The sequence below is a fragment of the Bacillus sp. LB7 genome (genome assembly GCF_030449715.1).
Taxonomy (GTDB): domain Bacteria; phylum Bacillota; class Bacilli; order Bacillales; family Bacillaceae; genus Bacillus; species Bacillus paralicheniformis.
Genome location: NZ_JASGCA010000022.1, coordinates 19,480 through 45,103, shown reverse-complemented (window position 1 = coordinate 45,103; position 25,624 = coordinate 19,480). Strand labels below are relative to the sequence as shown.

The window sequence follows — 25,624 nt, the reverse complement described above, 5'->3', positions numbered from 1 at the left end:
ATCCTCCTATACACTTTCAACACGATTCCGTTCATAAATAAGCTCTAGTCCCTTCAACGTAAGGAACGGGTCAACGATATCGATGCATTCCGATTCGTCTGCTATCAATGAAGCAAGACCGCCCGTCGCAATGACTTTCGGATTTTTCTTGGACTGCCACTTCATCCGTTTGACAATGCCTTCAACCTGTCCGACATAACCGTAAAGGATTCCGGACTGCATCGCGCTGACCGTACTTTTGCCGACAATATGATCTGGCCGTGCAATTTCAATTCTGGGAAGCTTGGCAGCTCTCGAATAAAGCGCTTCAGTTGAAATCGTGATGCCCGGCGCGATCGCACCGCCCATGTACTCCTTGCGCTCGTTAATATAACAGTACGTTGTAGCGGTTCCAAAATCAACGACAATCAGGGGGCTTCCATAGAGATGAATAGCCGCCACTGCATTTACAATGCGGTCTGCTCCGACTTCTTTCGGATTATCGTATTTTATGTTTAATCCTGTTTTCATTCCCGGACCGACAATCTGAGGCTCGATCTGAAAATATTTAATACACATTCTTTCGAGGGAGAACATGATCGGAGGTACAACTGATGAAATAATAATTCCTTCGATCTGGTCAAACATCAGTCCGACATAATCAAATAAAGAACGAAGAAGCATGCCGAATTCATCTTCCGTTTTATGACGGCTTGTCTCAATCCGCCAATGATATTCGAGCTCTCCCTCGTGGTAGATGCCGAGGACGGTGTTTGTATTTCCCACATCTATAACAAGCAACATTCTGATCACCACTTTTGACTAGTTTCTCTTACTTGGGCATAAAACATTCTACCATCATACAATACACGATGCCGATTCTGTTTGTAAACGAATCAAATCATAGTGAACAAAGATTTTCCAAAGAGGTTTTTTCAACCATAAAAAAGAAAACTGCCAAAAGCAGCGCTTGGCAGTTTTCTTGAAGAGGCGGAATAGAGTCGTTACTCTTTTTCATCCTCGTTTTTCTCTTCGTCATCTCGTTTATTGATGTTAACTTTCACATCGTCTGTCTTTTCCTGATCATCAGAATATGTGCGATCAGGAAGTCTTCCGTGCTCAGACAAATGTTTGATTTGCTCAGCGTCGAGCGTTTCAACTTCCAGCAACGTTTGAGCGATCAGCTCAAGTTTGTCGCGATTTTCCGTAAGGATTGTTTTTGCACGTTCATAACATTCCTTAATGAAGCGCTGAATTTCTTTATCGATTTCATACGCAATCGCGTCGCTGTAGTTCTGGTCATTGTTGAAATCGCGTCCTAAGAACACTTGCCCGCCTTGCGATTGTCCGAATTGAAGAGGACCGAGCTTTTCAGACATACCGAATTCGGTTACCATTCGTCTGGCAATGCCTGTAGCGCGCTGGAAGTCGTTATGGGCACCCGTGCTGACCTCACCGAAGATGATTTCTTCAGCTACACGGCCTCCAAGCAAGCCGACGATCTTATCAAGAAGTTCGGGTTTGGTTTGGAAATAACGGTCTTCCTTAGGAAGCATGACGGCATATCCGCCCGCTTGGCCGCGCGGTACGATCGTTACTTTATGCACCATATCCGCTTCATCCAAGACAAGTCCAATTACGGTGTGTCCCGCCTCGTGATAAGCCACGATATTGCGTTCTTTTTTCGAAATTACCCTGCTTTTCTTTGCAGGTCCGGCGATGACGCGGTCTGTCGCTTCATCGATGTCTCGCATATCGATCTTTTTCTTATCTTGACGCGCCGCTACGAGAGCCGCTTCATTTAGAAGGTTTTCAAGGTCTGCACCTGAGAATCCAGGCGTCCGCATCGCGATCGCTTTTAAGTTTACGGATTCATCAAGCGGCTTGTTTCTTGCGTGTACTTGAAGTACAGCTTCACGGCCTTTGACATCTGGGCGGTCAACGGTAATTTGACGGTCAAAACGTCCCGGACGCAGCAATGCAGGGTCTAAAATATCGGCGCGGTTTGTCGCAGCGATAATGATGATTCCTTCATTGGCGCTGAATCCGTCCATTTCAACAAGAAGCTGGTTGAGCGTCTGTTCACGTTCATCGTGCCCTCCGCCAAGGCCTGCTCCCCGCTGGCGTCCGACAGCATCAATTTCATCGATGAAAATCAGACAAGGCGCATTTTTCTTGGCGTTTTCGAACAAGTCGCGAACACGTGATGCACCAACCCCGACGAACATTTCAACGAAGTCAGATCCGCTGATGCTGAAGAAAGGCACCCCAGCTTCACCGGCACAAGCTTTCGCCAGCAATGTTTTACCGGTACCCGGAGGTCCGACCAAAAGCACGCCTTTCGGAATCCTTGCTCCGAGTTCGGCGAATTTGCGGGGATCCTTGAGGAAATCAACGACTTCCACAAGCTCTTGCTTTTCTTCATCCGCTCCTGCCACATCTTTGAATTTGACGCGTTTCTTTTCTTCTGTATAGAGCTTCGCCTTGCTTTTTCCAAAGTTCATAACACGGCTTCCGCCGCCTTGAGCCTGATTAAGCAGGAAGAAGAAAAGAATGAAGATAATAACAAAAGGGATGATGGTGGTAAAGAACGTCATCCATCCATTTGCTTCCTGTGCAGGTTCTACTTGTATCTTCGTTTTTTTCACTTGATCAATGATTTGATCTGCCCCTTTTCCTTCAGGAACATGGGTCAGGAAATATTGATCTTTCTCATAGGTCGTCAGCTGTCCCCGAACCTCGTACACACCCCTGACAGGCTGGATGGAGACATTTTCAACCTTCCCGTTATCTAGGTTTGAAACAAAGTCACTATACGTCATATTTTCTGTTTTCGGATTTGCGGTTTGGAAGTAGCTCACAACTCCGATCACAACTAATAAAATAAGTAAATAAAAAATGGTATTACGGAAGACCCGATTCATTCCTTACCTCCTCCCACAGTAAGCACAACTATGTTCAATAGTATCATAGAAAATCGTTCCAATACAACAGATATCCCTTTCGCTAACAAGCCCGAATCAGCTCTCATAAACCGCAGGTTTCAGCACTCCGATGTACGGAAGGTTACGATAGCGTTCAGCATAATCGAGACCGTATCCGACAACGAAAGCATCGGGAACTTCAAAGCCGACGTAATCCGCTTTGATATCCGCTTTTCGCCCGCTTGGTTTATCAAGAAGGGTTACGATCTTAATCGATTTAGCTTTGCGGTATCGGAAAAGCTCTACAAGATAACTCAAGGTCAGCCCACTGTCGATGATATCCTCAATAATTAAGATGTCACGGCCCTCTACAGATGTGTCCAAATCCTTAATGATTTTTACCTCTCCGGAAGAAACCGTTGAACTGCCGTAGCTTGATACATCCATGAAATCCATTTCCAAATATGTATCAATATGCTTCAAAAGATCAGCCATAAACGGCATGGCTCCCTTTAACACACCGATTGCCAGCGGAAACTTGCCGCTGTACTCTTCTGTCAGAGTCGCGCCCAGCTCCTTGACTTTCTTTTGGATCTCTTCTTCTGAGATCAAGATATTTTCAATATCCTGTTTCATTCTTTGCTAGCCCCCTACACTTTTCATGCTGTCTATATTGTAATACAATGCGATCATTGTTTGTAACATCAAGTTCCTCAAAAATGGTTTTTTTCAGACCAGGTATCCAAATAATGTTTCCAACCGCGTCTGTTACAATGGGCCAGCTGTCTCTTTTCGCAAGAGGCACTTTTTCATCAATAAATATATCTTTAACCTTTTTTGAGCCGTTCATCCCTTTAAGTTTGACTCGGTCTCCATTTTGCCTTGTCCGTACATAAAGGGGAAATTGAACCTGCTTGGGACTTGTTGCAAAAACATCGTTTCCTTGCAGCTTCCGGGTTGAACCGGATCCGCTCACATGAAGGGAGGAGCCGTCGGGAAGCATCAGTTCTTCTTCGTCTGCCCCGCTTATTTCATAATGATAGGAAACATTTTCACATTGTAAACGCTGAAATGTAAACAAACATGTATGATAAGATTTTGCAACTTTTAGCCCATTCGGAAAATCAAGGGAACCGGATGGTCCACCTTGTGAAATCCAATCCAGAAACACTTGAATATGATGGGCTGAAAACGCTGATGGAACGTTTTCATAAAGATAGTTTAATATTAGATGAACTCCCCTTCTTTGTAAAGGCATAGGGAGTGCAAGAAGCCGATCGATGCTGATTTCGACACCGGAACTTGACTTGCTTGTGATTACTGTATTCATTTTATCTTTCGTTAATGCCTGTAAGTATAATTCGTCTTCTGTCAGGATTTCACTGACGGATTGAAACCTTTTATGGACATCTTCCGACTCTTTCTTCAGAAAAGGGAGAACATGGTGCCTGAACCGGTTCCTGGTGTAATCATCCTCACTGTTGCTCGGATCGGTTCTATACGGTATTCGATTCTCTTTGCAGTAAGCCAAAAGATCATCCTTTGACAGCCTTAGAAACGGCCTGAGCAGCCAGCCGCTGTCAAAACGGCGCTTTGGCTGAATTCCGGCAAGCCCGAGCCCGACAGTGCCTTTTGCCATCTTCATCAGCATCGTTTCCACCTGATCATCTCCGTGATGAGCCAGAACCAGATATTCAGCCCGGCGCCTTTTCATTAACTCTTGAAAAAACGCATACCGGCATTCTCTCGCAGCAGCCTGTTTATTCAAATTGTTTTCCGCGGCAAATGTCAGGACATCGATTTGCACCGCCTCGCATTGTATGCCTTCCGCCTCGCAGTAGTCCTGAACGAACCGCATATCCTGCTCAGACTCTTCGCCTCTGAACATATGATCGACGTGTGCGGCAATCAGCGTCGCCGAGTCAGGAACCGTACGGTGCAGAGCATGCAGCAGAGCCATCGAATCAGGCCCTCCGGAGACACCTGAAACCAGTGTCGCTCCATCAAATGACAGTTCGTATTTTTTCATGAAATCTTCAATACTTTTCACAATGTCCTCCCACTAAGAGCAGGGTGTATTTCAAAAGATATAAATATCCTAACACTTTCAATCGGTCCCTGCAAAGAAGAGCTATCCGCCGGCAAAGCAGAGCTAAATAAAAAAGAGAACGATATACGCAAAGTAAAGGGCAAGAACGCTTACGACGATTAGCAGCGTTTCAAAAACACCGCCGGATTTAGAACTGTTTCTTTGCTTTCTGCGCCCGCTCCTTAACCTTTGCTGCTGAGGCGTCCCCCGCTTATGCCGCGGGCCTTGAGACGGGGCGGATGCCGATGAAGAACGGGCGGTTCTCGACTGGCGGCTGCTTTGCATTCGGGCCGGCCGGCCGATTTCCAGGAGGTCTCCCTTCATTTCATCAGCTGTCCGATAGCTTCCTTTTAAAGCAGAAGCAAGAACCGGCTTATACCGCTTTAAAAACGGATGTCCGTCGATGACTGACATAAGCTGTTCCTGAGGTCTTGCTGTCTTTTTAAATTCTTTTTTCACCGCACAGTTCACCATAATCATGGCGACTGAAAACAGATCATACGACGGCTCAGCCTTACGGGTTCCGAATTCCCAATAGCCTCTGTCAAAAAACTCTGTATATTCCTTGATTGCCCGGCCTTCTTTTGTCGTCCCGCCCACATCAATGCAGCGGATTTGCGGCGGCGGGCCCGTCACGATTAAATTCTCGGGCTTTAAATCCCCAAACACCCATCCTTCGCGATGAATGGCCGACAGACTTGAGAGAAGCTGGCTGATCAGCACCGGGATCCATTCCTCGCCTTTTTCGTTTACATATCTTAGAAGAAGCGGACCTTCAATATATTCCATCACATAAAATGAGAGTTTTTTGCCCGTGCCCGCAACCACCATGTCATCCACATCAAAAAAAGAAGGCCCCATTGCTTTTGCCTGGGCCTTTGAGAAAGATTTCAGAACATTCACTTCCGAGGTAATGGACAGGCTGTCATCGCTCACTTTTAATGCAACGCGGCCCTTTCCTGAATCGGCCAGATACACAACGCCATTCGCCCCTTTTCCAAGCTGTCTGATGATCTTGTAGGAATGATTGTTCCACTTTCCAACAACGGCTGCACCCGGCTTTAGACTAGCCGCCAAACTCGTCGAAGCGTTTTTCATCGTCTTCTAACATTCTCCTTCTTGAGCCGATTTTGTTAAAATGCTGAATCGCCTCTCGTATTGCGGGTCCTGTCGGCGTAATGCCGCCGGCTGAAAGCTTGGAAAATATCGAAGAAAGAGATTCAAACTTCGGGGTCCAATCAAGCACAAGCTCGACCTCTTGTTTTTTCCCGGGAAATATAAGCATCGCAAATTCGTTTTCGCCGATTCTTGAATTGAGACTGATGGAAAGGTCTATCAATGCTTCTTTAACGGTCGGCAGCTTCGGATTCATGCTCGCGCTTGTATCGACAAGAACCAATACATGAAGATGTACGGTCTCGCCGAGCTCGTCTACGACTTCCATGACTTCACCGCGTTTATCAGGAGGCAGTTCATCCATTTCGGTATGCTTGCCGAGAATTTGTTTGAGCTCACTATTAACAACGCCTTGAAGGGTTTGCGTCATCGCCTTTTTTGTCACCATTTGTACGGTCTGCGACAGCTGCGACGCGTAAACAACCTGGTGAACTCCCCCGCCTGCGAGAGCGATCCCTTCAACTTCTTTCATCGCCTCCTGATCCATTTCATGCTCGTCCATAATCCCAATCACATTCACGGTAATCCCCTGCTCCTTCGCAAAAGCGGCCATGGCCTGCGGGTCTTCGCCGCGGTTTGAACAGCCGTCCGTCAAAAGCAGGATTTGATTCAAGTGCCCCTTTTTCATCGTTTTTATTCCTCCTGGACAAAGATATCTTGATTTAGTTCCATCATCGCCAGAAGAAATTTGATTTATACGAAAGCTAAGAAATCTCTTGATTCTTTTGGAAAAAAGACGGCGCCGGAATGGAGGCCCACTTTGGCGTATTATGATCCAGCTTGATAACAATCACCGTCATATCGTCCTCAATCAGACCCGACCTTGTCCGAATCACTTCTTCCATGATCAAGTCGGCGATTTCCTGCGGCTCCTCGGTTTTCAGAGATTTCAATTTCCGCTTCATCCACAGATCATGATTTTCAACATGTCTAGGCCCTTCAAAGATTCCGTCGCTCATCATGATCAAAAGGTCTCCCGCTTTTAATTGCTCGCTGACTACATCAACATCGAATTCTGTAATGATGCCGATCGGCAGATTGCTGGCCTGCACTTTGATAATCTGATCGCCTCTTTTAATAAAGCTCGGGGTAGAGCCGATTTTCAAAAACTTGCAGCTCGCATCCTGAAGATCGATGACCGATAAATCCAATGTCGAATATATTTCATCTGTCGTCCTTAATGAAAGAATGCTGTTGATCGTTTTAATCGCCACTTTTTCGTCGATGCCCGACTGAAGAATCTTTTCCAGCAGCTTGATCGTCTCATTGCTTTCAAAATGGGCCCTTGCGCCATTTCCCATACCATCGCTGATGGCGGCCGCATATTTGCCGGTGCCGAGCTCCATCATATTGTAGCTGTCGCCGGAGACAAGCCCTCCTCCTTTTGCTGCATGCGCGGCTCCCGTCACCACCCTGTATGACTTCGCCGAACCGAAAGCAACATGACAATATCCATTCGGATGGCCGGCACACTGTTCCGCTTTGACGATAATTTGTTCTTCCAAAATATCGGACAGCATCGGAGCGATGATTTTTTCACACTCCCCGTGGCCGTTGCAATACGGGATACTCATTTCGATATCGATGTTGCCCTGCTCAAGACTGTAAATTTCGACTTGTTGAATTTCAATGCCGAAATGCTGCAGCGCATCCCGAATTTGTTCTTCTTGAATAAAATGCTGCTCCCTCTCCCTTTTTATTTCCCGAGAAAAGTCCGCCATAACCTGAGAAACTCCGAGCAGCTGCTCTGCGACGAGACGCCTGCTGTCATGCACCTTTTGTTTTAATGTCTGGTTTGCCCTAAAATGAGACAGCTCGTCTTCCATCAGCGCTTCTACTTGCTTTGATTTGGAGCAGTGCTGATGAAACTCCTTTTTCAGCTTGCGGTTTTTAAAATATTGCTTTTCTTCTGTTTCCTGCATAACTCGTTTCATCAAGTCATATGTTTTATCAAAGTTCTGAACCCAGCACTTGTTTTTCTTATAACAGGACTGGCAGGAGTGTTCTGTTACAGTGCTCAAAAACAGATCGATCTCTTTTTCTTTTCCTTCATCATCTGGAACCGAATGATAAAAGGTAGCGAAGCTTTCGGATAATGCGTGAAAAACACTCGAAAACTGATCGACCTTCTGCGCGGTGACATCGCGGATTTTTCTTGCATACTGCTGCTGTTCCTGAGCGTGTTCAGTCGTTCCCGGTATATACTTAGCCACTTTTTTCGTAATCGACTGAGGGGTTAAAAGGAACAGGCCGATTGCAATCAGTGATTCATAAAGCGTCGGCACAAGTTCTGCTGAACCTTCTCCGTACAGAGAAATCAATAGAGATCCGATCAATAAGCCGACCGCTGCACCGAACTTTTTTCCTTCTTTTAACAAACCGCCGAGAAGACCTGAAAAAGCCAGCAGGCTCATCTGATATAAATTGCCGATATTTGAGAGGCTGAGGATCAGCCCGGTCACAACTCCGACTGTACAGCCGATGCTCGCGCCCCCGATGAACGCGAAAGCGAGCACGACATAACGGGCCAATATCAGTTCAGCCTGCATGCCTTGAAAAGAAACGCCTGTCAAACCTGTGAGAACAGAAGCGATTAAAATCATAAAACAAATGATCTCTTCGATTTTCAGCGACTGTTTCGCCCGCTTTGAGGTGACAATCGGCAGGCTTTGCAAAAAAATCAGTGTGAGGATAAACGATAACCCGGCTTCAACAAAAGCCATAATATAGTGATAACCCGAAACCGTTCCGTATTCGGCATATACGAATCCGCATCTTGTCACAGCCATCGCCAAAAAGACAACGACAGGCAGCGTTCTGACGCGGTCTTTTATAATAAGAGACGTCATTTTGGAACATATCGCAAATGCAACCAGAGCCGCAAGCACGAACAGCGAATGCTGAGGCGATATGCTCAGAGCTCCGGCAAGAAGCGCCAGGCATGCAAGAAAAGCTTTATCTTTTTTAATTAAAAGCATCGCTCCGAAAAATGGAAGAGCAAAGGGAATGACCTCTGACAGAATGAAGGCTCGTCCCAATAAAAAACCGATGACCATATAGATCAGCCCTTTATAAAAAAAGAGGGAATATAAATGCTGCATCACAAGCTTCATCGTGCTGCCAAACCATGAATACAATTTTTGAACAGCAGGTCCAGCTATTGGGCTGTTCACTCTTCTTTCCGCTTTTTCCATGCTCTCATCTCCCACTCGTTTATTCGTTGCTTGCCATTATAGCGAAAGATGAAATAGGATTTTGTCAAAAGAAGGTAATGAATTCAAAGAACTGTTCGACGCTTTTTGTAGCATGCTTCAATCACTCTTGATAAGTCGAGTCCATTCCCGTTATTTTGCGTATTTTTATGCAGCAAAAAAACCGGCTTCAGAAGAAGCCGGTTTCCGGAATGACCCGTACGGGATTCGAACCCGTGTTACCGCCGTGAAAGGGCGGTGTCTTAACCACTTGACCAACGGGCCTTCATATAAGTAGCGGCGGAGGGGATCGAACCCCCGACCTCACGGGTATGAACCGTACGCTCTAGCCAGCTGAGCTACACCGCCATGTTGTTGATTTCTTTTAACGCACAAGTTCTATAATACAAAGGATTGTTCTATCCGTCAATAGAAATTTTAATAAAAATTTTATGAGAGAAAATAAAAAGGCATCCGTTGGGATAAGACGAATGCCTTTCGTATATATAGAAAGCAGCAAGTTAACCTCTTCTTGCTCCGCGCCCTCCACGTTTTGATTCCGTGTTGCGTTTTAGAGACGATAAGCGATCTTCACTGTCTTTTAAAAACTTATTCATTTTCTGTTCAAACGTTTCTTTAGAGCGGAAATCATTTTTAGGTCTCGCAGGTCTTGATGATTGAGGACGGTCTACAGCCTTTTTGATCGACAAGCCGATTTTCCCATCTTTCTCAACATTGATGACTTTAACTTCTACTTGATCACCAACCTTCAGATGATCATTAATGTCCTTCACGTAGTTATCGGCTACTTCGCTAATATGAACAAGACCTGTTGATCCTCCAGGCAGTTCAACAAACGCTCCGAAATTTGTAATACCTGTTACTTTCCCTTGCAACTTGCTGCCAACTTCAATCGACATAAAAAAAGTGCTCCTCCTTAGACTTAAAAAAGATCATTTGTTTAATTATACATAAAGAAAAAATTAAGTGTCAACAAGGCTACTTGCTCTTATCTTCAAACTTGAAGATGATTTCGCCATCTTTTGAGAGGTAATAATCCTTTCTGGCAAGCTCTGCAACGTAGTCCTCATCCTTTAATTTCACGATCTCGTCTTTCAAATCCGATTTTTTTGCTTCCAGTTGTTCCAATTGTTTCAAAAGCTCTGCTTTCTTCTCTTGCTTCGCGCTGATATCCGAAGTCTGCGACCAAAGCGAACTGACAATCACAATCGCCGACAGCAGCACAACGGCGCCGAAAACAATCAACCGTCTGTATAGACCGCGTCTTTTTCTTATCAGCTGCTGCTGTTTTCGCTCCATCTGCTCTTTGTATTCGTTCTGTATTTGCGATATGTTGCGTCTCGTGGGATCATTCATTCCAGACGGCCTCCCTTCATTTTTTTAAAAGTTTTGCCTTAATGGTTATGAATAGTTTCTTCCCCTTTTCGAAAAATCCTGCTCCTTTTTGCAAAAAGCGTCTCAACAATCCCCGAACCGGGGCGGGAAGAAGCCTGCAGCATTGATATAGTATTAAATAAATCGGATATCCTGCAAATTTTAATATCTTATATAAACATACCGCAAAAAAACGAAAAAGAACATAGATATTTCTCATTGTAAAGAGAATGATGGCTAAAATAGCTTGAAACGTCCATACAACAGGCCGAAACACCATCATCCGCATCATCTTTGAGACCAGCCTGGAGATGAATATAAAAAAGGAAATCATCCATTCCAAAAGCTTGATATAGATCTGCTTAAAAAGGCTTTGATAAGCGGCAAATCCAAGCATGACCGCCAGAAAGATATAAATTCGGAATTCCCCTTCATTCACGCTCAGCAAAACATAGAAAAAAAGGAGACCTTGTACCACCCAAAACAAAAAGTCATGGAGAAACAACAGCCACCTTGCTGTTTTCGAGCGAACGACAAAACGGGTGTAGGTGTCAAGGGAAGCGCCAAGCCATGCCCCCATTCCGGCCATGGCCAGCATCGTATAGAACTGCGTGGTCAGCGTCATTTAAACAACTTGCTAAAAAATCCTTTAGCTTTCTCCCCCTGCTGCTCATCCAAATAGACGAGATCAAGCACTCTTCCCTTGATGGAGACAACGCCTTTTTCCACATCGAGATTCTTCATTTGCAGGTTTTCGCCTCTGACCGCCAGCATGCCCATGACCGTCTCAAGTAAGAATTCCTCATTGTCAAAGCTCTCGACCTGTTTGACACCGGATATATCCAGCAGCTTGCGGCCCTTCATCGTCACATTATGTTCAGGACCAGATGCCCCGCCGGAAGGGTTGTGCTGATCATAATATACATTCATCGATTCATCCCCCATATCCTCATACTAAAGATTCGATACTGCATTGTATGAGACGGGGGATTTTTTTAGAACAAGCCTATTCTCCTCCCAGCTTCTCTTCTTTGAGAACGGTATACATATCAGCGGCTTCTTCTTTTTTTGTCGTATCCTTCAATTCATTGACTTTGACGGTTACAAGCTTTTGGCCGAAACGCACCGCAAGCTCGTCTCCCGCTTTGACAACAGAGCTTGCTTTCGCCTGCTGGCCATTGATCGAAATTCTTCCCTGGTCAGCCACTTCTTTTGCAAGCGTCCGTCTTTTAATCAGCCTTGATACTTTGAGAAATTTGTCGAGTCTCATCACTTGTCAGCTCCTTTCAATGTCTTTCGCTTCATTCCACAATTTGTCCATCTCTTCAAGCGTCATACTTTCCAGATCCTTGCCCATGCGCTTTGCAGATTGTTCAATATGCGTGAACCTTCTGTAAAACTTGGCATTTGTCATCGCAAGGGCCTCTTCCGGTTCAATTTTATAAAACCGGCCGATGTTGACGAGCGCGAATAAAAGGTCGCCGAACTCTTCTTTCATTTTTTTGCTGGTCTGTTCGGCTTCGGAAATTTCTGAAGAAAACTCTTTCATTTCCTCGTGGACTTTATTCCAAATATCCTGGACATTCGACCAGTCGAATCCGGTCTTTGCCGCCTTTTTCTGAAGCTTGTTCGCTTTTGACAAAGCGGGAAGCGGCTTTGGAATGTCGTCGAGGAGGGATGGATCGTCCGCTTGTTTCTCCTGCTTCTTGATCTCTTCCCAGTTTACCATGACGTCGGCCTCATCACGAACAGATACTTCTCCGAAGACATGCGGATGTCTTCTGATCATTTTTGCGGTGATCCCGCGAATCACATCGTCAATTGCAAAAAGGCCGTCATCCTCGCCGATCTGCGCATGCAGCAGAACCTGGAGCATCACATCGCCGAGCTCCTCAACAAGGTGGTCCGGATCTTCTTCATCAATCGCCTCGAGCACCTCATAGCATTCTTCAATTAAGTATTTTTTGAGCGATTCATGGGTTTGTTTTTGATCCCACGGGCAGCCGTCCGGTCCGCGCAGCTTCCTGATGACGCTGCGGAACATCGAAAATTCCTGGTACAGAATTTCTTCGTCTTTGACAGGCGGAACGTAGACGCTCGTTAAATTGTTGATACCCACGCTTCTGTCCAATTCGTAAAGAGGCACTGTCCGAATGTCTTGCATACTGCTTCCTGCCGCTGTGACAATGACGACTTCATAGTCATCAGGAAGCTTTTCCATCAACGTCAGTTTAACCTCTGATGCCGTCATTTGATTATACACCTGGCAAATAATCAAATGATGACGGAGCTCGACTTCGTCAGCGGAAAACCGGATGGCGTCTACAAACTGAAACCCGTCAATCGGATCGATCTGCAAAGCATTTAACGTCGCATCAATAAAGCTGTGGCCTCCCTCGACAACGACGTCGGCCTGATGAGCGTCCCGCCTCTCAAGCAAAAGCTGGACCGTTTTTTCAGCGACGAACGGATGGCCCGGAACGGCATAGAGCACATCCCGCTGCTTCGCCTCCTCAAACAGCCTATCTACGATCTCCTCGTAAACATCTTCGAATTGATCATGCTTTTCATAGACCTCATCAAAAAAATGAATCTCCGCTATTTCTTTTTTCAAGTCTTCTATTAATGGATGGTCTTTCGTCCTGACAAAAAGAACCTCCGCTTGTGTAAGCCGTTTATAAACACCGAGGGTTAATTGATTCATATCGCCTGCCCCCAGGCCGACTACCGTGATTTTACCTGCCATGCCTGCCGCCCCTTTCTCGTTTTAATGTCAGGAGCTTGCTGCCAAAAGGTACAAGCTCAAGTTCTTTTTCTGAAAACACGCGTAATGTGAAGATACCGGACAAAAAGACAACGCCGCCGACGAAAACGGCGCTAAGACTTTCCGCCGCCGCGATCCATCTGCTTTTATGAGGTATGGCTGCTTCAAAAGCAAAAAGCCACACCGCCAGCGCGGCCGACATGATCACAGCCGACAGCAAAACACTGGCTATCCTGTATTCAGGCAGCTTGATCCAGCCTTTCCTTTTCAGCTGAAAAAAATTGAGCCCAGCGACAGCGGCGAATGACATCATAGTCGCAAAAGCGGCGCCGGAAATGCCGAAACCTGGGATCAGGAGCTCGTTCAATACGGCTTTCACAAAAAAGCCGCAGCAGACGGAAACAGCCGGAAGGCATGTATGGCCGAGCCCTTGCAAAACAGCAGTCATCGTGATCGCCAACGATGCAAACAGAATCGACACGCTGAAAATTTGAAGCGCAGCCGTTCCATCGCTGTTCTTAAACAGCATGACATTCACCGGCTCCAAAATGCATATCAGACCGGCGGCTGCTCCAGTCCCGATGACGAAGCTCATTTTTAGCGAATACCGGATCTTTTCCTCCAGAACCGCCGTTTCTCCCTTTTTCTTCGCTTTTGTAAGGGACGGGACAAGAGCTGTCGCAATGCTCGCAGCAAAAACGGTACCCAGCTGCAAAAGCGGCTGTCCCCTGTCATACACACCTTTTGTATGTTTCGCCTGAAGTTCGTCCATTCCTTGTCCGGCCAGCAATGAATACAAGTTCAATGCGTCGACGAGCTGGATGAGAATCAGCATGAGGCCGGCGGTGCAAATCGTAACCGAGTACAGACACAGCTGTTTCAAAATATCGCCTGTACCGGCCTCTATCCCGGCGGCCGCGGGATGCTTTTCACGCTTGGCCCAAAACACGGCGAGAATGGAAAACGCCGCAAGGCCGCCGACAAGGGAGCCAATAGCAGCCCCTGCCCCGGCGTCATATAAGGAAAAGCCGTTTTTGACGAGCCACCACGTTAAAATGAGGATCGCCCCGACCCGGAGTGTCTGTTCTCCAATTTGAGAAAGTGCCGTCGGAAGCATCTGTTCGCCTCCTTGAAAATAGCCTCTCAGCGAAGACACGAACGGCAGCAGCAAATAAGAAAACGACACGGCGCGGATCACCCCGGCAAGGTCGGGATCACCCATAAACCCTGCGATGGCTTCGGATCCGGCAAACAAGAGAAGAAAAAAGCCAAGGCCCACAGCCGATAAAAAAAGCATAGACACCCGGAGAATTTTTGCCCGGTTTGCCGACCCGTAATCATTCAACAACTTTGAAATGATGACCGGGAACCCGGCGGTGGCAAGCATCACAGATATTCCGATCATCGGATACACCTGCTGAAAAATATAAAAACCGACATCTCCAACTATATTTTGAAAAGGCACTCTATATACAGCGCTTAATATCTTTGATAATATCCCCGCCAATGATAATACAAAGGCACCTTGCCAAATCCATTGTCTTTGGCCTCTTAAAAACCCCATTCCTTTAAGCTCCTTCCAATGCGCTTTCTCTCCGCTTTCTAAAAAGCGCACGAAACGTGCTTATTATACCATATTCAGGGCTCATACCCCGCCTGCAACTGTGAACTAAAAAAGAACAGCCCAAAAGGTGCTGTTCCAACTGCTGATGCTGATTCAAGCTGAGAAAAACGCTTTCGGCATTCCAGCTCATTCGTTCGAGCAGGAATGTCAAAATAAAAGGAATGAGACCTATTGTTCCATTTGACGGGCCAAAAAACCGGCGGCGGTTTCAACCGCTTTATGTTCCACTTCGCCGATTGACTGGTCTTTCGAAAAAATGACAACCGCTCCGATCGGATCACCGTTTGCAACAATCGGACCGACGGTATAAGAAGCAACCTCTTCGTCAATACCATCAATAAGCTGAATTGTCTTCGCGTCTCCTTCCAAAACAGAACTGCGTTGATCCATCGCCTTTTCGACCATGTCGCTGATTGATTTGTTTAAATAGTCTTTTTTAGACCCCCCGGATACTGCGATATACACATCCCGGTCGCAAATCAGCACGGAATGGCCCATGCTGTCATAAAGCGCATCAGCATACTCCTTTGCAAAGTCGCCGAGCTCGCTGATCGGAGAATATTTTTTTAAAATAACCTCCCCATCCCGGTCCACAAATATTTCCAAAGGGTCTCCTTCACGAATGCGCAAAGTTCTGCGGATTTCCTTCGGGATCACGACCCGGCCTAAATCATCAATTCGACGTACGATACCAGTTGCTTTCATCTCTGCTGCCTCTCTTTCATTTGATGATATATCTGGTGGATATAAATAGAGCTGTGTACTTATGTAACACTCTCCACTCTTGATTGGTTTTAGTATCCTTCACATCAAATGTAATATACGCGAGAAACAACAAATTTTTATGATGAAGCGATCGTTTGCTTTTTAACGTTTTGAAGGCCTTTCAATATTTCGAGAAGCGTTTCAAGCCACTCTTCCGGTTGTCGGTTTTTCACTTGAATCGAAATTTTCAATTTCTTCCCTTCCATCCCGAGGCCGATTTGTCTGCCGTACTTGCTGCCGAGTTCAAACAGTTTTTGGCCGTCAATTTCGGCACTCGCTTTTTCGTCAATCGTCAGTCTGACGGCGTCTTTATCCTGTTTGATCAGCTCGACGCGTTCTGTGATGGCATATACCTTCGCCTCTGCGATGGCGAATAAATATTCGACTTCTTTCGGGTATTCGCCGAAGCGGTCGATCATCTCATCTTGAAGCTCGCTCTTTTCTTCAATGGTTGAAATCGCTCTGAACCGTTTATACATATCTATTTTTTGCTTGCCGTCTGTCACATAAGTCTGCGGAATATATGCGTCAAGCTCCAAATCGATTTCCGGCTCAAATTTTTCAGCTTGCGGTACATCTCCCTTGCGAGCTTCTATTGCTTCCTTGAGCATTTGCGAATATAAATCGAAACCGACAGAATCGATGAACCCGTGCTGCTGCGCACCTAAAAGATTTCCGGCGCCGCGGATCGTCAAATCGCGCATCGCGATTTTAAATCCTGACCCGAGTTCAGTAAATTCTTTAATCGCCTGAAGCCTTTTTTCGGCCACTTCCGTAAGGACTTTGTCCTTCCGGTACGTAAAGTAAGCGTAAGCTACACGGTTTGAGCGGCCCACGCGGCCCCTCAGCTGGTACAGCTGGGAAAGCCCCATCTTATCTGCGTCAAATACGATCAGGGTATTGACGTTTGGAATATCAACGCCCGTTTCAATAATCGTTGTGCTGACGAGCACATCCGATTCTCCCTCTAAGAAATTCAGCATGACCGATTCGAGTTCGTTTTCTGTCATCTTCCCATGGGCATAGGCCACCTTGGCGTCAGGCACAAGCATCGAGATTTCTTCCGCTTTTCTTTCAATATCCTCCACCCGATTGTACAAGAAGTAAACCTGACCGCCTCTGGCCAGCTCGCGTTCTATCGCTTCTCTGACCAGGGCTCCGTTGTATTCGACAACGTACGTCTGTACCGGGAAGCGGTTTTCCGGAGGCGTTTCAATGACTGACAAATCTCTGACACCGAGCATGGACATATGAAGGGTTCGAGGTATCGGAGTTGCCGTTAATGTCAAAACGTCGACATTCGCTTTAATGCGTTTAATCTTTTCCTTGTGCGTGACACCAAACCTTTGTTCTTCATCGATGATAAGCAGTCCAAGATCTTTGTACACGACATCCTTGGACAACAGTCTGTGAGTGCCGATTACGATGTCAATCGTTCCGTTTTTCAAGCCCTTGATCGTTTCATTTGCTTCTTTTCTCGTCCGGAACCGGCTGAGCAAACCGATATTAATCGGGTAGTCCTGGAAGCGTTCCAATATCGTTTCATAGTGCTGCTGTGCGAGGATCGTAGTCGGCACAAGGAGCGCGACCTGTTTTCCGTCTGCAATCGCTTTAAAGGCGGCGCGGATCGCCACTTCGGTTTTGCCGTAGCCCACATCGCCGCAAAGGAGCCGGTCCATCGGTCTTTCTTTTTCCATGTCTCTTTTAATCTCATGGATCGATCTCAGCTGATCCTCTGTCTCCTGATAAGGAAAAGCGGCTTCAAACTCACGCTGCATTTCATGGTCTGGAGAAAACGCGTAACCTTTGCTTGCTTCCCTTTCGGCATAAAGCTTGATCAAGTCATCGGCGATATCCTGGACAGAGCTTTCAACTTTTTTCTTAACCCGTTTCCATTCGCTTCCCCCGAGCTTATAAAGCTTCGGCTCTTTGCCTTCGGATCCGACGTATTTTTGCACCTGATCAATTTGGTCAACCGGTACGTAAAGCTTGTCGCTTCCCTGGTAGTGAATATTCAGGTAATCCTTATGAATCCCGTTGATCTCCAGCGTTTCGATCCCTAAATACTTTCCTATACCGTGGTTCACATGGACGACATAATCGCCGATCTGGAGCTCCGAGTAGCTTTTGATCCGTTCGGCATTGGTCAGTTTTTGTTTGCGCGCCTGCTTTTTGACACGCTTTTTAAACAGCTCTTCCTCGGTAATGACGGCCAGCTTGATCATCGGAAGTTCAAAGCCGGATTGAAGGCCGCCTTCCATAATGTAAATCTGGCCTTGGGCAAGCGCTGCATCCTGGTCGGCCTGGGCGGCTTCGATGTCATAATCGGACAATACTGACGCAAGTTTTTTGACGCGCTCTTTGCTGTCCCCTAGAAAAACCGTTGTATATTTCGATTTCTTAAACCGTTCAATCTCATTTTTGAGCACATTCATTTGTCCGTGAAAGCTCTGCATTTGCTTGCTTGAAACATTGACGATGTTTTGCGGACTGGTGTGCTGCACATGCCTTAAAAACAGCGAGTAATACAAAATTGGGCGGGACTGTTTTGAAATGAGGCTGTGAAAAGGAAATGACATTGCCGTATCATGAAGGATTTTCCCTTCTTCCAGCAGGCTCGTCACCCATTCTGCCTCTTCCTTTTGCAGCTGGTCTTCCATTTCATGAATACGGCTGATCTCATCTAGTATCAGCAAAGTATTTTTCGGGAAATAATCTAGTAAACTAGCAGGCTTCTCATAGAAATAAGAAAGGTATTTAACCATTTCCTGGCCGATATGCCCTTCCTTGAGCCGCTCTTTATCTACAGCAATATTTTGGTCAAGAATTTCCTTTTGTTTATCAAGCTTCAGCTTTTTAAGACTGTTGGCAAGGCCTTTATCGATTTGTTCAAGCGCTCTTTGCCGATCTTCATCCCGCACGATCAGTTCCTTCGCAGGGCCGATCGTTACTTCATCGCGCGTTTCCAGTGAGCGCTGATCATCCGTATTGAATATACGAATCGAGTCAACTTCTGTATCAAACAATTCAATCCGGACAGGGTTTTCTTCGGTCAATGAATAGACATCGATAATCCCTCCGCGAATGCTGAATTCGCCTGGAGCCGCCACCATATCCGTACGCTCATACCCCATTTGAACAAGCTTCTGAAGCAGCTGTTCCGGGTCGATGTCGCGCCCCGTCTCAATACGAATCTGACTGTTTTGCCATACTTCGACAGGGGGCAGCATTCTTCTGACGGCTGCTGCCGGAGCAATCACGATTGGCGTTTCACCGCTTGCAAGCCGATTTAAGACATCAAGCCTTTGCGAGCGCAGCTCAGGGCTTGCCACCGCAATTTCAGAAGAAATCAATTCGTTGACAGGATATAAAAGGACAGGCTGATCTTTTATCAGCCCTGTCAAGTCATCTGTAATTTTTTGAGCCTGATAAAGGTTATGCGTAATTAAAAATACCGGCCGTCTCGTTTCTTTTGTAAGAGCGGCTGTAAATAACGACCGGGCAGATCCGGAGAGCCCCGCAAGCAGCTGTTCCTTCAGCCCTTCGTTTAAGCCGTTGACGATGGATTTAAAATCATCGCTTTGTGTAATATAGGATTGAATATTGTTCAAATGAGCCCCTCCTCTCTTCCTCAAATAGAAAAATGCTTTGGTCTAGTCTCTACACCAAAGCTATTTATTGAATAAACGATTGATATTGGTGATAATCCGGGTTTCGCTCAAGCGCTTCTTGACAATCTTCACATATCGTCTTTACGTATAAATCCCCATTATCCATATAAGAAATCATATCGTTTCTTTCATCGTTTGTTAAGTGGTTAAAGCCTAACTGTTCACTGTTTACATAAGAATGGTCAAGACTTCCGACTTTAACGCCGCAATGCCGGCAATAATAATGTAAAGCCATAAAGGAACCTCCATACCGAGTCTTTTTAAAACTAGTATGTTCCGTTCCCGTTTGCCTTATACCTTTGCATTAAATTCATTCATAACTTCTAAAAAAGGTTTTTCCAAAGAAGCTTCACAGGCCTTGGCCGATTGTCTGACGGCCTCTTGTATCGCCGGCTCTTCTTCATCCGTAAAAGCGCCAAGCACATAATCGACGATTTTCATGCCGTTGACCGGACGGCCGATTCCGATTCTGATCCGGTTAAATTCCGTTGTTCCCAGATGCTGAATCATCGATTTGATGCCGTTATGGCCTCCTGCGCTTCCTTTCGTCCTCAAACGGATTCTTCCGGTTGGAAGATCCAAGTCATCGTAAATCACTTTCAAATTGTCAACAGGGATCTCATAATAGTCCAAAAGCGGCCTCAAACATTCTCCCGATAAATTCATATATGTAAGCGGCTTAACAAGTAGAACCTTTTTGCCGGAAACAAATCCGATTCCGTATTGACCGTTGAACTTTGTTTTATCAAGCGGAATGTTCCACTCTTTTGAGAGCTCGTCGATTGTCATAAATCCTACATTATGTCTCGTATTTTCATATGTTTTACCCGGATTGCCCAATCCTGCAAACACAAGCATTATTCTATATCCTCCCTTAAGCAAAACCCTGCCTCAGCATACTGAGGGGGAGCATCCTAATTTCCCCTCATTCTAGCACAAAAGACGTAACCGCGGGAGGATTACGTCTTGCGTATTTATTCTTCTTTTTCCTCTTCAGTGCCTTTTTCTGGTTCCTCAACGTCTTGAGCGGCTGATTCGGCTTCCGCTTCTTCCTGCTTTTGAGGAGGAAGAATGGATGCAACAACTTCATCAGGCTCATGGTTGTATGAATAATCGCCTTTAGACGGAATATCGCCGACGGTTAGAACATCGTTGACTTCGAGACTGGAAATATCGACCTCGATCGTTTGCGGAATGTTCTTCGGCTTCGCTGTGACAGACAGCTCGTAAAGCGGCTGCTGAAGAACACCGCCCTGTTTAATGCCCTCTGCTTCACCCGTAAGGTTTACAGGAACCGTCGCCTCCATTTCCGCTTCCATATCAACCACTTTAAAATCAGCATGTACGATTGAATCTTTTAATGGATCCGTCTGCAGCTCAGTCACCATAACAGAGTGCTGGTCTCCGTTTATATCCAAGTTGATAATCGTATTTTTGCCCTCAGCGCGCAAGATTTTTAAAAGCTCGATACTGTCTAACGCAACGGATTTGTTTTCCAGGTTTCTTCCGTAAATGACACCCGGCACATACCCGGATTGCCGGATCTTCCTTAAAGAAGACCGTCTGGAATCCGTTCTTTCTTCCGCTTTTAAAATTGCCATGTTCAGCACCATCCTATCGTTAGATTGGTCTTTCTAAAACCATACCCATAACGACAAAACTTTAAACCAGCATCAGCAAATTAATCGAACAGGAAGCTGACAGATTGTTTTTCATGCACACGAATAATCGCTTCTGCCAGAAGCGGTGCAACAGAAAGCTGCTTGAACTTCGCGATTTTCTTTTCTTCAGGAAGCTCAATACTGTTGGTCACAACGAGCTCTTTAATTTTCGAATTGTCGATTCTTTCGATTGCCGGACCGGAAAGAACCGGGTGTGTACAGCATGCATACACTTCCTCTGCGCCGCTTTCGACGAGCGCATTGGCCGCTAGCGTAATCGTTCCTGCCGTATCAATAATATCATCAATTAAAATGGCAGTTTTCCCTTCAATATGTCCGATGATATTCATAACCTCGGCTACATTCGGCTTAGGTCGGCGTTTATCGATAATCGCAATCGGCGCTTTCAAGCGGTCTGCCAATTTCCGGGCACGCGTCACACCGCCGTGGTCAGGGGACACGATCACGACATCCTTGAAATTTTTCTCTTCAAAATAATTACCTAAAATCGGAACACCCATTAAATGATCGATCGGTATATCAAAGAAACCTTGGATTTGCGGCGCGTGCAGATCAAGTGCAATCACACGGGTAGCTCCGGCAGTTTCCAGCAGGTTTGCCACCAGTTTTGCTGTGATCGGCTCACGGGAACGGGCTTTACGATCCTGACGGGCATAGCCGTAGTAAGGCATCACGATATTAATCGTTTTCGCAGACGCGCGTTTCAGCGCATCCACCATGATCAAAAGCTCCATGATATGCTCGTTCACCGGCGCGCTCGTCGATTGGATGACATAGCAGTCGCAGCCGCGGATGCTTTCTTCAATATTAATTTGGACCTCACCGTCGCTAAAGCGTTTAACAGAACTCTTTCCCAGCTCAACTCCGACGGCATCTGCGATTTCCTTCGCAAGACCCGGATTTGAGTTTAAAGAAAAAATCTTCAAATTGTCGTCTTCATATTTAGACATGGTAAACCTCCGATTTAGGATTATTTTTTGTGTATGTTCTCAGCGTAGTCTTCTTTGTTGACTTGTCTTGCTCTGGCAATAGACAAAGCCCTGCCTGGTACATCGTCGGTAATCGTTGAACCCGCGGCTACGTATGCGCCTTCGCCGATTGTCACCGGAGCGACCAAATTGGAGTTGCAGCCGATAAATGCCCCATTTTCAATCTTTGTTTTGAACTTATGTTTCCCATCATAATTTACGGTAATCGACCCGCAGCCAAGATTGACATCCGTTCCGATTTCCGCGTCCCCTATGTAGCTTAAATGAGATGCTTTGCTGCGATCACCAAATTCCGATTTTTTCACTTCGACGAAATTCCCGATCCTTACCTCATTGCCGATCTTTGAATCGGGTCTGATATGAGCAAACGGCCCAATCGTAACATCGTCACCGACTTCACTGTTCACGACAACGGACTGCTTAATAACCGTTCTGCTGCCGATCGTACTGTTTTCCAGTTCGCTGTTCTGTCCGATGACCGTGTCCTCACCGATGACAACCCGCCCTTTAATAACGGTGCCGGGATAAATCACGGTATCCCTGCCGATGACGGCTTCCGGTGAAATATATGTGTTGTCGGGGTCGATTAAGCTGACGCCGTTTCGCATGTGGCGTTTATTGATCCGCTGCTTCATATAGATTTCCGCTTGTGAAAGGGCGACTCTGTCATTGACTCCGAGCGTTTCCTGGAAGTTGCCAGTCTGATAAGCGGCTACAGTTTCACCTTGTTTTTTCAAGATCTCAATGACATCCGGAAGATAATATTCCCCTTGTACGTTGTCATTGGAAACCTGCTCGATCGTTTGAAAAAGAGCTTCGTTGTCAAAACAATAAGTTCCTGTGTTAATTTCTTTGACAAGTCTTTCCTCGTCTGTTGCATCTTTATGTTCGACAATTTTTGCAACATCGCCGTTTTCATTGCGAATAATGCGTCCGTAGCCTGTCGGGTCCTCCGCTACAGCGGTTAAAATCGTCACCTTTGCTGCTTTTTTCTGATGCTCCGTGAGCATGGCTTCCATCGTTTCGGCAGTTAAAAGCGGGGTATCTCCGCAAATGACGATTGTCGTTCCTTTTTCGCTTCCAAGAATCGACTTGGCCTGCTTAACGGCATGGGCTGTTCCGAGCTGTTCAGCCTGCAGGGCATATTCGCTTTTTTCCCCGAGCTGTTTTTTGACATCTTCCGCACCATGTCCAACTATTGTGACAAGTTTTTCTAATGATAGCTTGCAAGCTTCATCGACAACATGCTCGACCATAGGCTTTCCGCAAACCGGATGAAGAACTTTATAAAGCTTTGATTTCATTCTTGTTCCTTGACCAGCTGCTAACACAACTGCAAACCGCTTATCCATGTATTGGCCTCCATTATCCCTATTATCCATAGAAAAATATATCCTAAATATGAGTTGATTTCAAGCAAGCCAAAATGAGAAATCGGGAAATCAAGACAGCATATTCTGGATATTCAGAGTATATTTAGGATTCACTGATCAGGGAGACAAATTGATTCCTTTGGGATGGGGGATTCTCAAAACGTCATATGTTTTACCTTCTGTTACTGTTATACGCAATCTCCAACCATATATTGTCATTTTATTATGATAAGATTATTTTTTTCAAAACAAAAAGGGCTTATCCATAAGCCCTTCTTTTTTAAGAAGCTCCAGCTTCTTCATATTCTATTTCCTCAACGTCACCCAAACGATGATATTCATTTAACACCGCGTCCTGAATTTTTCCGCGGGTGCTTGAGTTGATTGGATGAGCGATATCACGAAATTCTCCATCAGGTGTACGCTTACTTGGCATCGCAACGAAAAGACCATTGTTTCCATCAATTACACGAATATCATGCACTACAAATTCGTGATCCAGCGTGATGGATGCAATCGCTCTCATGCGACCATCGGTATTCACGCGGCGTAATCTTACGTCGGTAACTTCCACAGTAGTTCACCACCTTTTCCCAATATAAAAACATTAGTGTAACTATTCAACGGTTTTTTTTGTTTTCCTGCATAATTAAAAATATTTTTGTAATATTGGGATAAAAAAACACTGAATTGACAAATTTTCCAAACAAAAAAGATGATTTTGAGATCAAAACCATCTTTTCGGGTTTTTTTCTATTTCACTAATGCGATGACTTCTATTTCAACGAGCGCGTCTTTCGGCAGCCTTGCCACCTCAACGCATGATCTCGCCGGTTTGTGGGTATCGAAGTACTGGCCGTAAACTTCATTCACCTCTGTGAACTGATTCATGTCCGCTAAAAACACGGTTGCTTTGACGACAGTCTCCAGAGAGGCGTTCGCTTCTTTCAGCACAGCTTTTAAATTGCGGAAAACTTGATGCGTCTGTTCTGTGATGTCTCCAGTCACCATTTCACCCGACGGGGTCAGCGGAATTTGCCCTGAACTGTAAAACATATTATTGACAACAATTCCTTGTGAATACGGTCCGATCGCCGCCGGTGCTTCTTTTGTCTGAACAACCTTTGTCATCTCAAACTCCCCATTTCCTATTCATTGTCTGCAAAAAAACGCTGAAAGTTTCCGTTTTGTATTTCCACCTTTTTTTCCTTCATATCAATTTCAGAAAGAGTCAAAAGGGACATATACTCATCGACCAGCCGCTCCTTGACTCCCTGAGCCTCGACAAGAACACCGATGCCCGCTACATGGGCATTGAATTCCTCGAGAAGATTGATCATACCGTTGATCGTTCCTCCCGCTTTCATAAAGTCGTCTATAATCAAAACACGCGAGCCCGTCTGCAAGTTGCGTTTTGCAAGAGACATCGTCTGAATGCGGTTGGAAGATCCAGACACATAGTTAATGCTGACCGTTGAACCTTCAGTTACCTTATTGTCTTTTCTGACGACCACCGTCGGCACATCAAGGTAGCTGGCTACCGCATATGCCAGAGGAATACCTTTTGTCGCCACCGTCATCACGACATCGATCTCCCTGTCTGAAAAAGCTGAAGCAAATATCTTGCCGGCCTTCGTTAATACAGAGGGCTTGCCAAGGATATCGGTTAAATACAAATATCCGCCGGGCAATATCCGTTCCGAATCGATCAATGACTCACCGAGCGACTTTACAAATTCCTCCGCTTCATCTCGTTTTACCTTTGGAATGTATTTAACGCCGCCTGCTGCTCCCGGCACGGTCTGAAGCGTCCCAATTCCCTGCTGCTCGAAGGTCTGCTTAATAATGGTTAAATCTTCACTAATGGATGATTTAGCAGATTGATACCGTTCTGAAAAGAAGGTTAATGGCACTAAGACATGCGGATGGGTCAACAAATAATTTGTCAGATCCACCAATCTGCCGCTTCGACGAAACTTCATGCACTTACCTCCAAAATCCG

Annotated in this window: 23 protein-coding genes, 2 tRNA genes and 1 pseudogene; all 26 read right to left on the bottom strand. The window is 45.7% G+C overall.

Translation table 11 applies throughout. The features are described 5' to 3' along the window. Window positions 1–6 precede the first annotated feature (6 nt). Window positions 7–783, bottom strand: a complete 777-nt coding sequence (locus tag QMZ64_RS20295) for a type III pantothenate kinase (protein WP_265625151.1) — start codon at window positions 781–783, stop codon at window positions 7–9. A gap of 200 nt (window positions 784–983) precedes the next feature. Further along, entirely contained in the window at window positions 984–2,903 is a 1,920-nt protein-coding gene (ftsH, locus tag QMZ64_RS20290) for an ATP-dependent zinc metalloprotease FtsH (RefSeq protein ID WP_065644004.1), read from the bottom strand. Window positions 2,904–2,999: 96 nt separating this feature from the next. Further along, entirely contained in the window at window positions 3,000–3,539 is a 540-nt protein-coding gene (hpt, locus tag QMZ64_RS20285; RefSeq protein WP_003178236.1) for a hypoxanthine phosphoribosyltransferase, read from the bottom strand. Further along, window positions 3,523–4,953: a tRNA lysidine(34) synthetase TilS gene (gene tilS, locus QMZ64_RS20280; protein WP_265625152.1), complete on the bottom strand. Its 1,431-nt coding sequence runs from the start codon at window positions 4,951–4,953 to the stop codon at window positions 3,523–3,525. Before tilS ends, hpt begins: the two co-directional genes overlap by 17 nt. 102 nt (window positions 4,954–5,055) lie before the next feature. Further along, window positions 5,056–6,090 carry a protein kinase domain-containing protein gene (locus QMZ64_RS20275; protein ID WP_265625153.1) on the bottom strand — a complete coding sequence of 345 codons (1,035 nt, stop codon included), beginning with the start codon at window positions 6,088–6,090 and terminating at the stop codon, window positions 5,056–5,058. Beyond that, a complete protein-coding gene (locus QMZ64_RS20270; RefSeq protein ID WP_023855976.1) occupies window positions 6,059–6,796 on the bottom strand; it encodes a vWA domain-containing protein in 738 nt (245 codons plus the stop codon). The genes QMZ64_RS20275 and QMZ64_RS20270 overlap by 32 nt, the downstream gene beginning before the upstream one ends. A gap of 76 nt (window positions 6,797–6,872) precedes the next feature. Then, on the bottom strand, window positions 6,873–9,362 hold the full coding sequence (spoIIE, locus tag QMZ64_RS20265; protein ID WP_265625154.1) for a stage II sporulation protein E: 2,490 nt from the start codon (window positions 9,360–9,362) through the stop codon (window positions 6,873–6,875). A 210-nt stretch (window positions 9,363–9,572) separates the two neighbouring features. Further along, a tRNA-Glu gene (locus QMZ64_RS20260) sits at window positions 9,573–9,644 on the bottom strand. Between the two features lie 10 nt (window positions 9,645–9,654). Further along, window positions 9,655–9,728 (bottom strand) — tRNA-Met (locus QMZ64_RS20255). A 152-nt stretch (window positions 9,729–9,880) separates the two neighbouring features. Further along, the gene (locus tag QMZ64_RS20250) at window positions 9,881–10,279 is read right to left on the bottom strand and encodes a S1 domain-containing RNA-binding protein (protein ID WP_003178226.1); all 399 of its coding nucleotides are present in this window, start codon (window positions 10,277–10,279) and stop codon (window positions 9,881–9,883) included. 79 nt (window positions 10,280–10,358) lie between these two features. After that, window positions 10,359–10,736 carry an FtsB family cell division protein gene (locus QMZ64_RS20245; protein ID WP_243944480.1) on the bottom strand — a complete coding sequence of 126 codons (378 nt, stop codon included), beginning with the start codon at window positions 10,734–10,736 and terminating at the stop codon, window positions 10,359–10,361. Between the two features lie 16 nt (window positions 10,737–10,752). Then, window positions 10,753–11,379 (bottom strand): spore cortex biosynthesis protein YabQ, encoded by a 627-nt coding sequence (gene yabQ, locus QMZ64_RS20240; protein ID WP_265625155.1) that lies wholly within the window; start codon window positions 11,377–11,379, stop codon window positions 10,753–10,755. Next, entirely contained in the window at window positions 11,376–11,684 is a 309-nt protein-coding gene (yabP, locus tag QMZ64_RS20235) for a sporulation protein YabP (protein ID WP_011197470.1), read from the bottom strand. Before yabP ends, yabQ begins: the two co-directional genes overlap by 4 nt. A gap of 76 nt (window positions 11,685–11,760) precedes the next feature. Beyond that, window positions 11,761–12,024, bottom strand: coding sequence for an RNA-binding S4 domain-containing protein (locus QMZ64_RS20230; RefSeq protein ID WP_003178218.1), 264 nt, complete (start codon window positions 12,022–12,024; stop codon window positions 11,761–11,763). A gap of 6 nt (window positions 12,025–12,030) precedes the next feature. Beyond that, a complete protein-coding gene (yabN, locus tag QMZ64_RS20225; RefSeq protein WP_265625156.1) occupies window positions 12,031–13,500 on the bottom strand; it encodes a bifunctional methyltransferase/pyrophosphohydrolase YabN in 1,470 nt (489 codons plus the stop codon). Then, window positions 13,490–15,082, bottom strand: a complete 1,593-nt coding sequence (locus tag QMZ64_RS20220; RefSeq protein WP_265625157.1) for a putative polysaccharide biosynthesis protein — start codon at window positions 15,080–15,082, stop codon at window positions 13,490–13,492. Before QMZ64_RS20220 ends, yabN begins: the two co-directional genes overlap by 11 nt. Before the next feature lie 228 nt (window positions 15,083–15,310). After that, window positions 15,311–15,847 carry a stage V sporulation protein T gene (gene spoVT, locus QMZ64_RS20215; RefSeq protein ID WP_065643997.1) on the bottom strand — a complete coding sequence of 179 codons (537 nt, stop codon included), beginning with the start codon at window positions 15,845–15,847 and terminating at the stop codon, window positions 15,311–15,313. A 137-nt stretch (window positions 15,848–15,984) separates the two neighbouring features. Continuing rightward, entirely contained in the window at window positions 15,985–19,518 is a 3,534-nt protein-coding gene (mfd, locus tag QMZ64_RS20210; RefSeq protein WP_265625158.1) for a transcription-repair coupling factor, read from the bottom strand. A gap of 64 nt (window positions 19,519–19,582) precedes the next feature. Continuing rightward, complete coding sequence (fin, locus tag QMZ64_RS20205; protein ID WP_265625159.1) at window positions 19,583–19,813, bottom strand: anti-sigma-F factor Fin; 231 nt, start codon at window positions 19,811–19,813, stop codon at window positions 19,583–19,585. Between the two features lie 56 nt (window positions 19,814–19,869). Then, window positions 19,870–20,436, bottom strand: a complete 567-nt coding sequence (pth, locus tag QMZ64_RS20200; RefSeq protein ID WP_025809572.1) for an aminoacyl-tRNA hydrolase — start codon at window positions 20,434–20,436, stop codon at window positions 19,870–19,872. Between the two features lie 116 nt (window positions 20,437–20,552). After that, window positions 20,553–21,179 carry a 50S ribosomal protein L25/general stress protein Ctc gene (locus QMZ64_RS20195; protein ID WP_265625160.1) on the bottom strand — a complete coding sequence of 209 codons (627 nt, stop codon included), beginning with the start codon at window positions 21,177–21,179 and terminating at the stop codon, window positions 20,553–20,555. Window positions 21,180–21,259: 80 nt separating this feature from the next. Further along, window positions 21,260–22,210: a ribose-phosphate diphosphokinase gene (locus QMZ64_RS20190; protein WP_043926224.1), complete on the bottom strand. Its 951-nt coding sequence runs from the start codon at window positions 22,208–22,210 to the stop codon at window positions 21,260–21,262. 20 nt (window positions 22,211–22,230) lie between these two features. Next, complete coding sequence (gene glmU / locus QMZ64_RS20185) at window positions 22,231–23,601, bottom strand: bifunctional UDP-N-acetylglucosamine diphosphorylase/glucosamine-1-phosphate N-acetyltransferase GlmU (protein ID WP_265625161.1); 1,371 nt, start codon at window positions 23,599–23,601, stop codon at window positions 22,231–22,233. A 301-nt stretch (window positions 23,602–23,902) separates the two neighbouring features. After that, window positions 23,903–24,196 (bottom strand): septation regulator SpoVG, encoded by a 294-nt coding sequence (gene spoVG / locus QMZ64_RS20180; RefSeq protein ID WP_003178198.1) that lies wholly within the window; start codon window positions 24,194–24,196, stop codon window positions 23,903–23,905. A 179-nt stretch (window positions 24,197–24,375) separates the two neighbouring features. Further along, window positions 24,376–24,753 carry a 2-iminobutanoate/2-iminopropanoate deaminase gene (gene ridA / locus QMZ64_RS20175; protein WP_243944467.1) on the bottom strand — a complete coding sequence of 126 codons (378 nt, stop codon included), beginning with the start codon at window positions 24,751–24,753 and terminating at the stop codon, window positions 24,376–24,378. Further along, window positions 24,751–25,604: pseudogene (gene purR, locus QMZ64_RS20170) on the bottom strand (pur operon repressor); the annotation flags it as partial. The gene ridA and the pseudogene purR, both read right to left, overlap by 3 nt. Window positions 25,605–25,624 lie beyond the last annotated feature (20 nt).

Coding starts and splice junctions, on each gene's coding strand:
- QMZ64_RS20295 (WP_265625151.1), bottom strand. CDS start 783: ATGTTGCTTGTTATAGATGTGGGAAATACAAACACCGTCCTCGGCATC.
- ftsH (WP_065644004.1), bottom strand. CDS start 2,903: ATGAATCGGGTCTTCCGTAATACCATTTTTTATTTACTTATTTTATTA.
- hpt (WP_003178236.1), bottom strand. CDS start 3,539: ATGAAACAGGATATTGAAAATATCTTGATCTCAGAAGAAGAGATCCAA.
- QMZ64_RS20275 (WP_265625153.1), bottom strand. CDS start 6,090: ATGAAAAACGCTTCGACGAGTTTGGCGGCTAGTCTAAAGCCGGGTGCA.
- QMZ64_RS20270 (WP_023855976.1), bottom strand. CDS start 6,796: ATGAAAAAGGGGCACTTGAATCAAATCCTGCTTTTGACGGACGGCTGT.
- spoIIE (WP_265625154.1), bottom strand. CDS start 9,362: ATGGAAAAAGCGGAAAGAAGAGTGAACAGCCCAATAGCTGGACCTGCT.
- QMZ64_RS20250 (WP_003178226.1), bottom strand. CDS start 10,279: ATGTCGATTGAAGTTGGCAGCAAGTTGCAAGGGAAAGTAACAGGTATT.
- QMZ64_RS20245 (WP_243944480.1), bottom strand. CDS start 10,736: ATGAATGATCCCACGAGACGCAACATATCGCAAATACAGAACGAATAC.
- yabQ (WP_265625155.1), bottom strand. CDS start 11,379: ATGACGCTGACCACGCAGTTCTATACGATGCTGGCCATGGCCGGAATG.
- yabP (WP_011197470.1), bottom strand. CDS start 11,684: ATGAATGTATATTATGATCAGCACAACCCTTCCGGCGGGGCATCTGGT.
- QMZ64_RS20230 (WP_003178218.1), bottom strand. CDS start 12,024: ATGAGACTCGACAAATTTCTCAAAGTATCAAGGCTGATTAAAAGACGG.
- yabN (WP_265625156.1), bottom strand. CDS start 13,500: ATGGCAGGTAAAATCACGGTAGTCGGCCTGGGGGCAGGCGATATGAAT.
- QMZ64_RS20220 (WP_265625157.1), bottom strand. CDS start 15,082: ATGGGGTTTTTAAGAGGCCAAAGACAATGGATTTGGCAAGGTGCCTTT.
- spoVT (WP_065643997.1), bottom strand. CDS start 15,847: ATGAAAGCAACTGGTATCGTACGTCGAATTGATGATTTAGGCCGGGTC.
- fin (WP_265625159.1), bottom strand. CDS start 19,813: ATGGCTTTACATTATTATTGCCGGCATTGCGGCGTTAAAGTCGGAAGT.
- pth (WP_025809572.1), bottom strand. CDS start 20,436: ATGCTTGTGTTTGCAGGATTGGGCAATCCGGGTAAAACATATGAAAAT.
- QMZ64_RS20195 (WP_265625160.1), bottom strand. CDS start 21,179: ATGGCAATTTTAAAAGCGGAAGAAAGAACGGATTCCAGACGGTCTTCT.
- QMZ64_RS20190 (WP_043926224.1), bottom strand. CDS start 22,210: ATGTCTAAATATGAAGACGACAATTTGAAGATTTTTTCTTTAAACTCA.
- glmU (WP_265625161.1), bottom strand. CDS start 23,601: ATGGATAAGCGGTTTGCAGTTGTGTTAGCAGCTGGTCAAGGAACAAGA.
- ridA (WP_243944467.1), bottom strand. CDS start 24,753: ATGACAAAGGTTGTTCAGACAAAAGAAGCACCGGCGGCGATCGGACCG.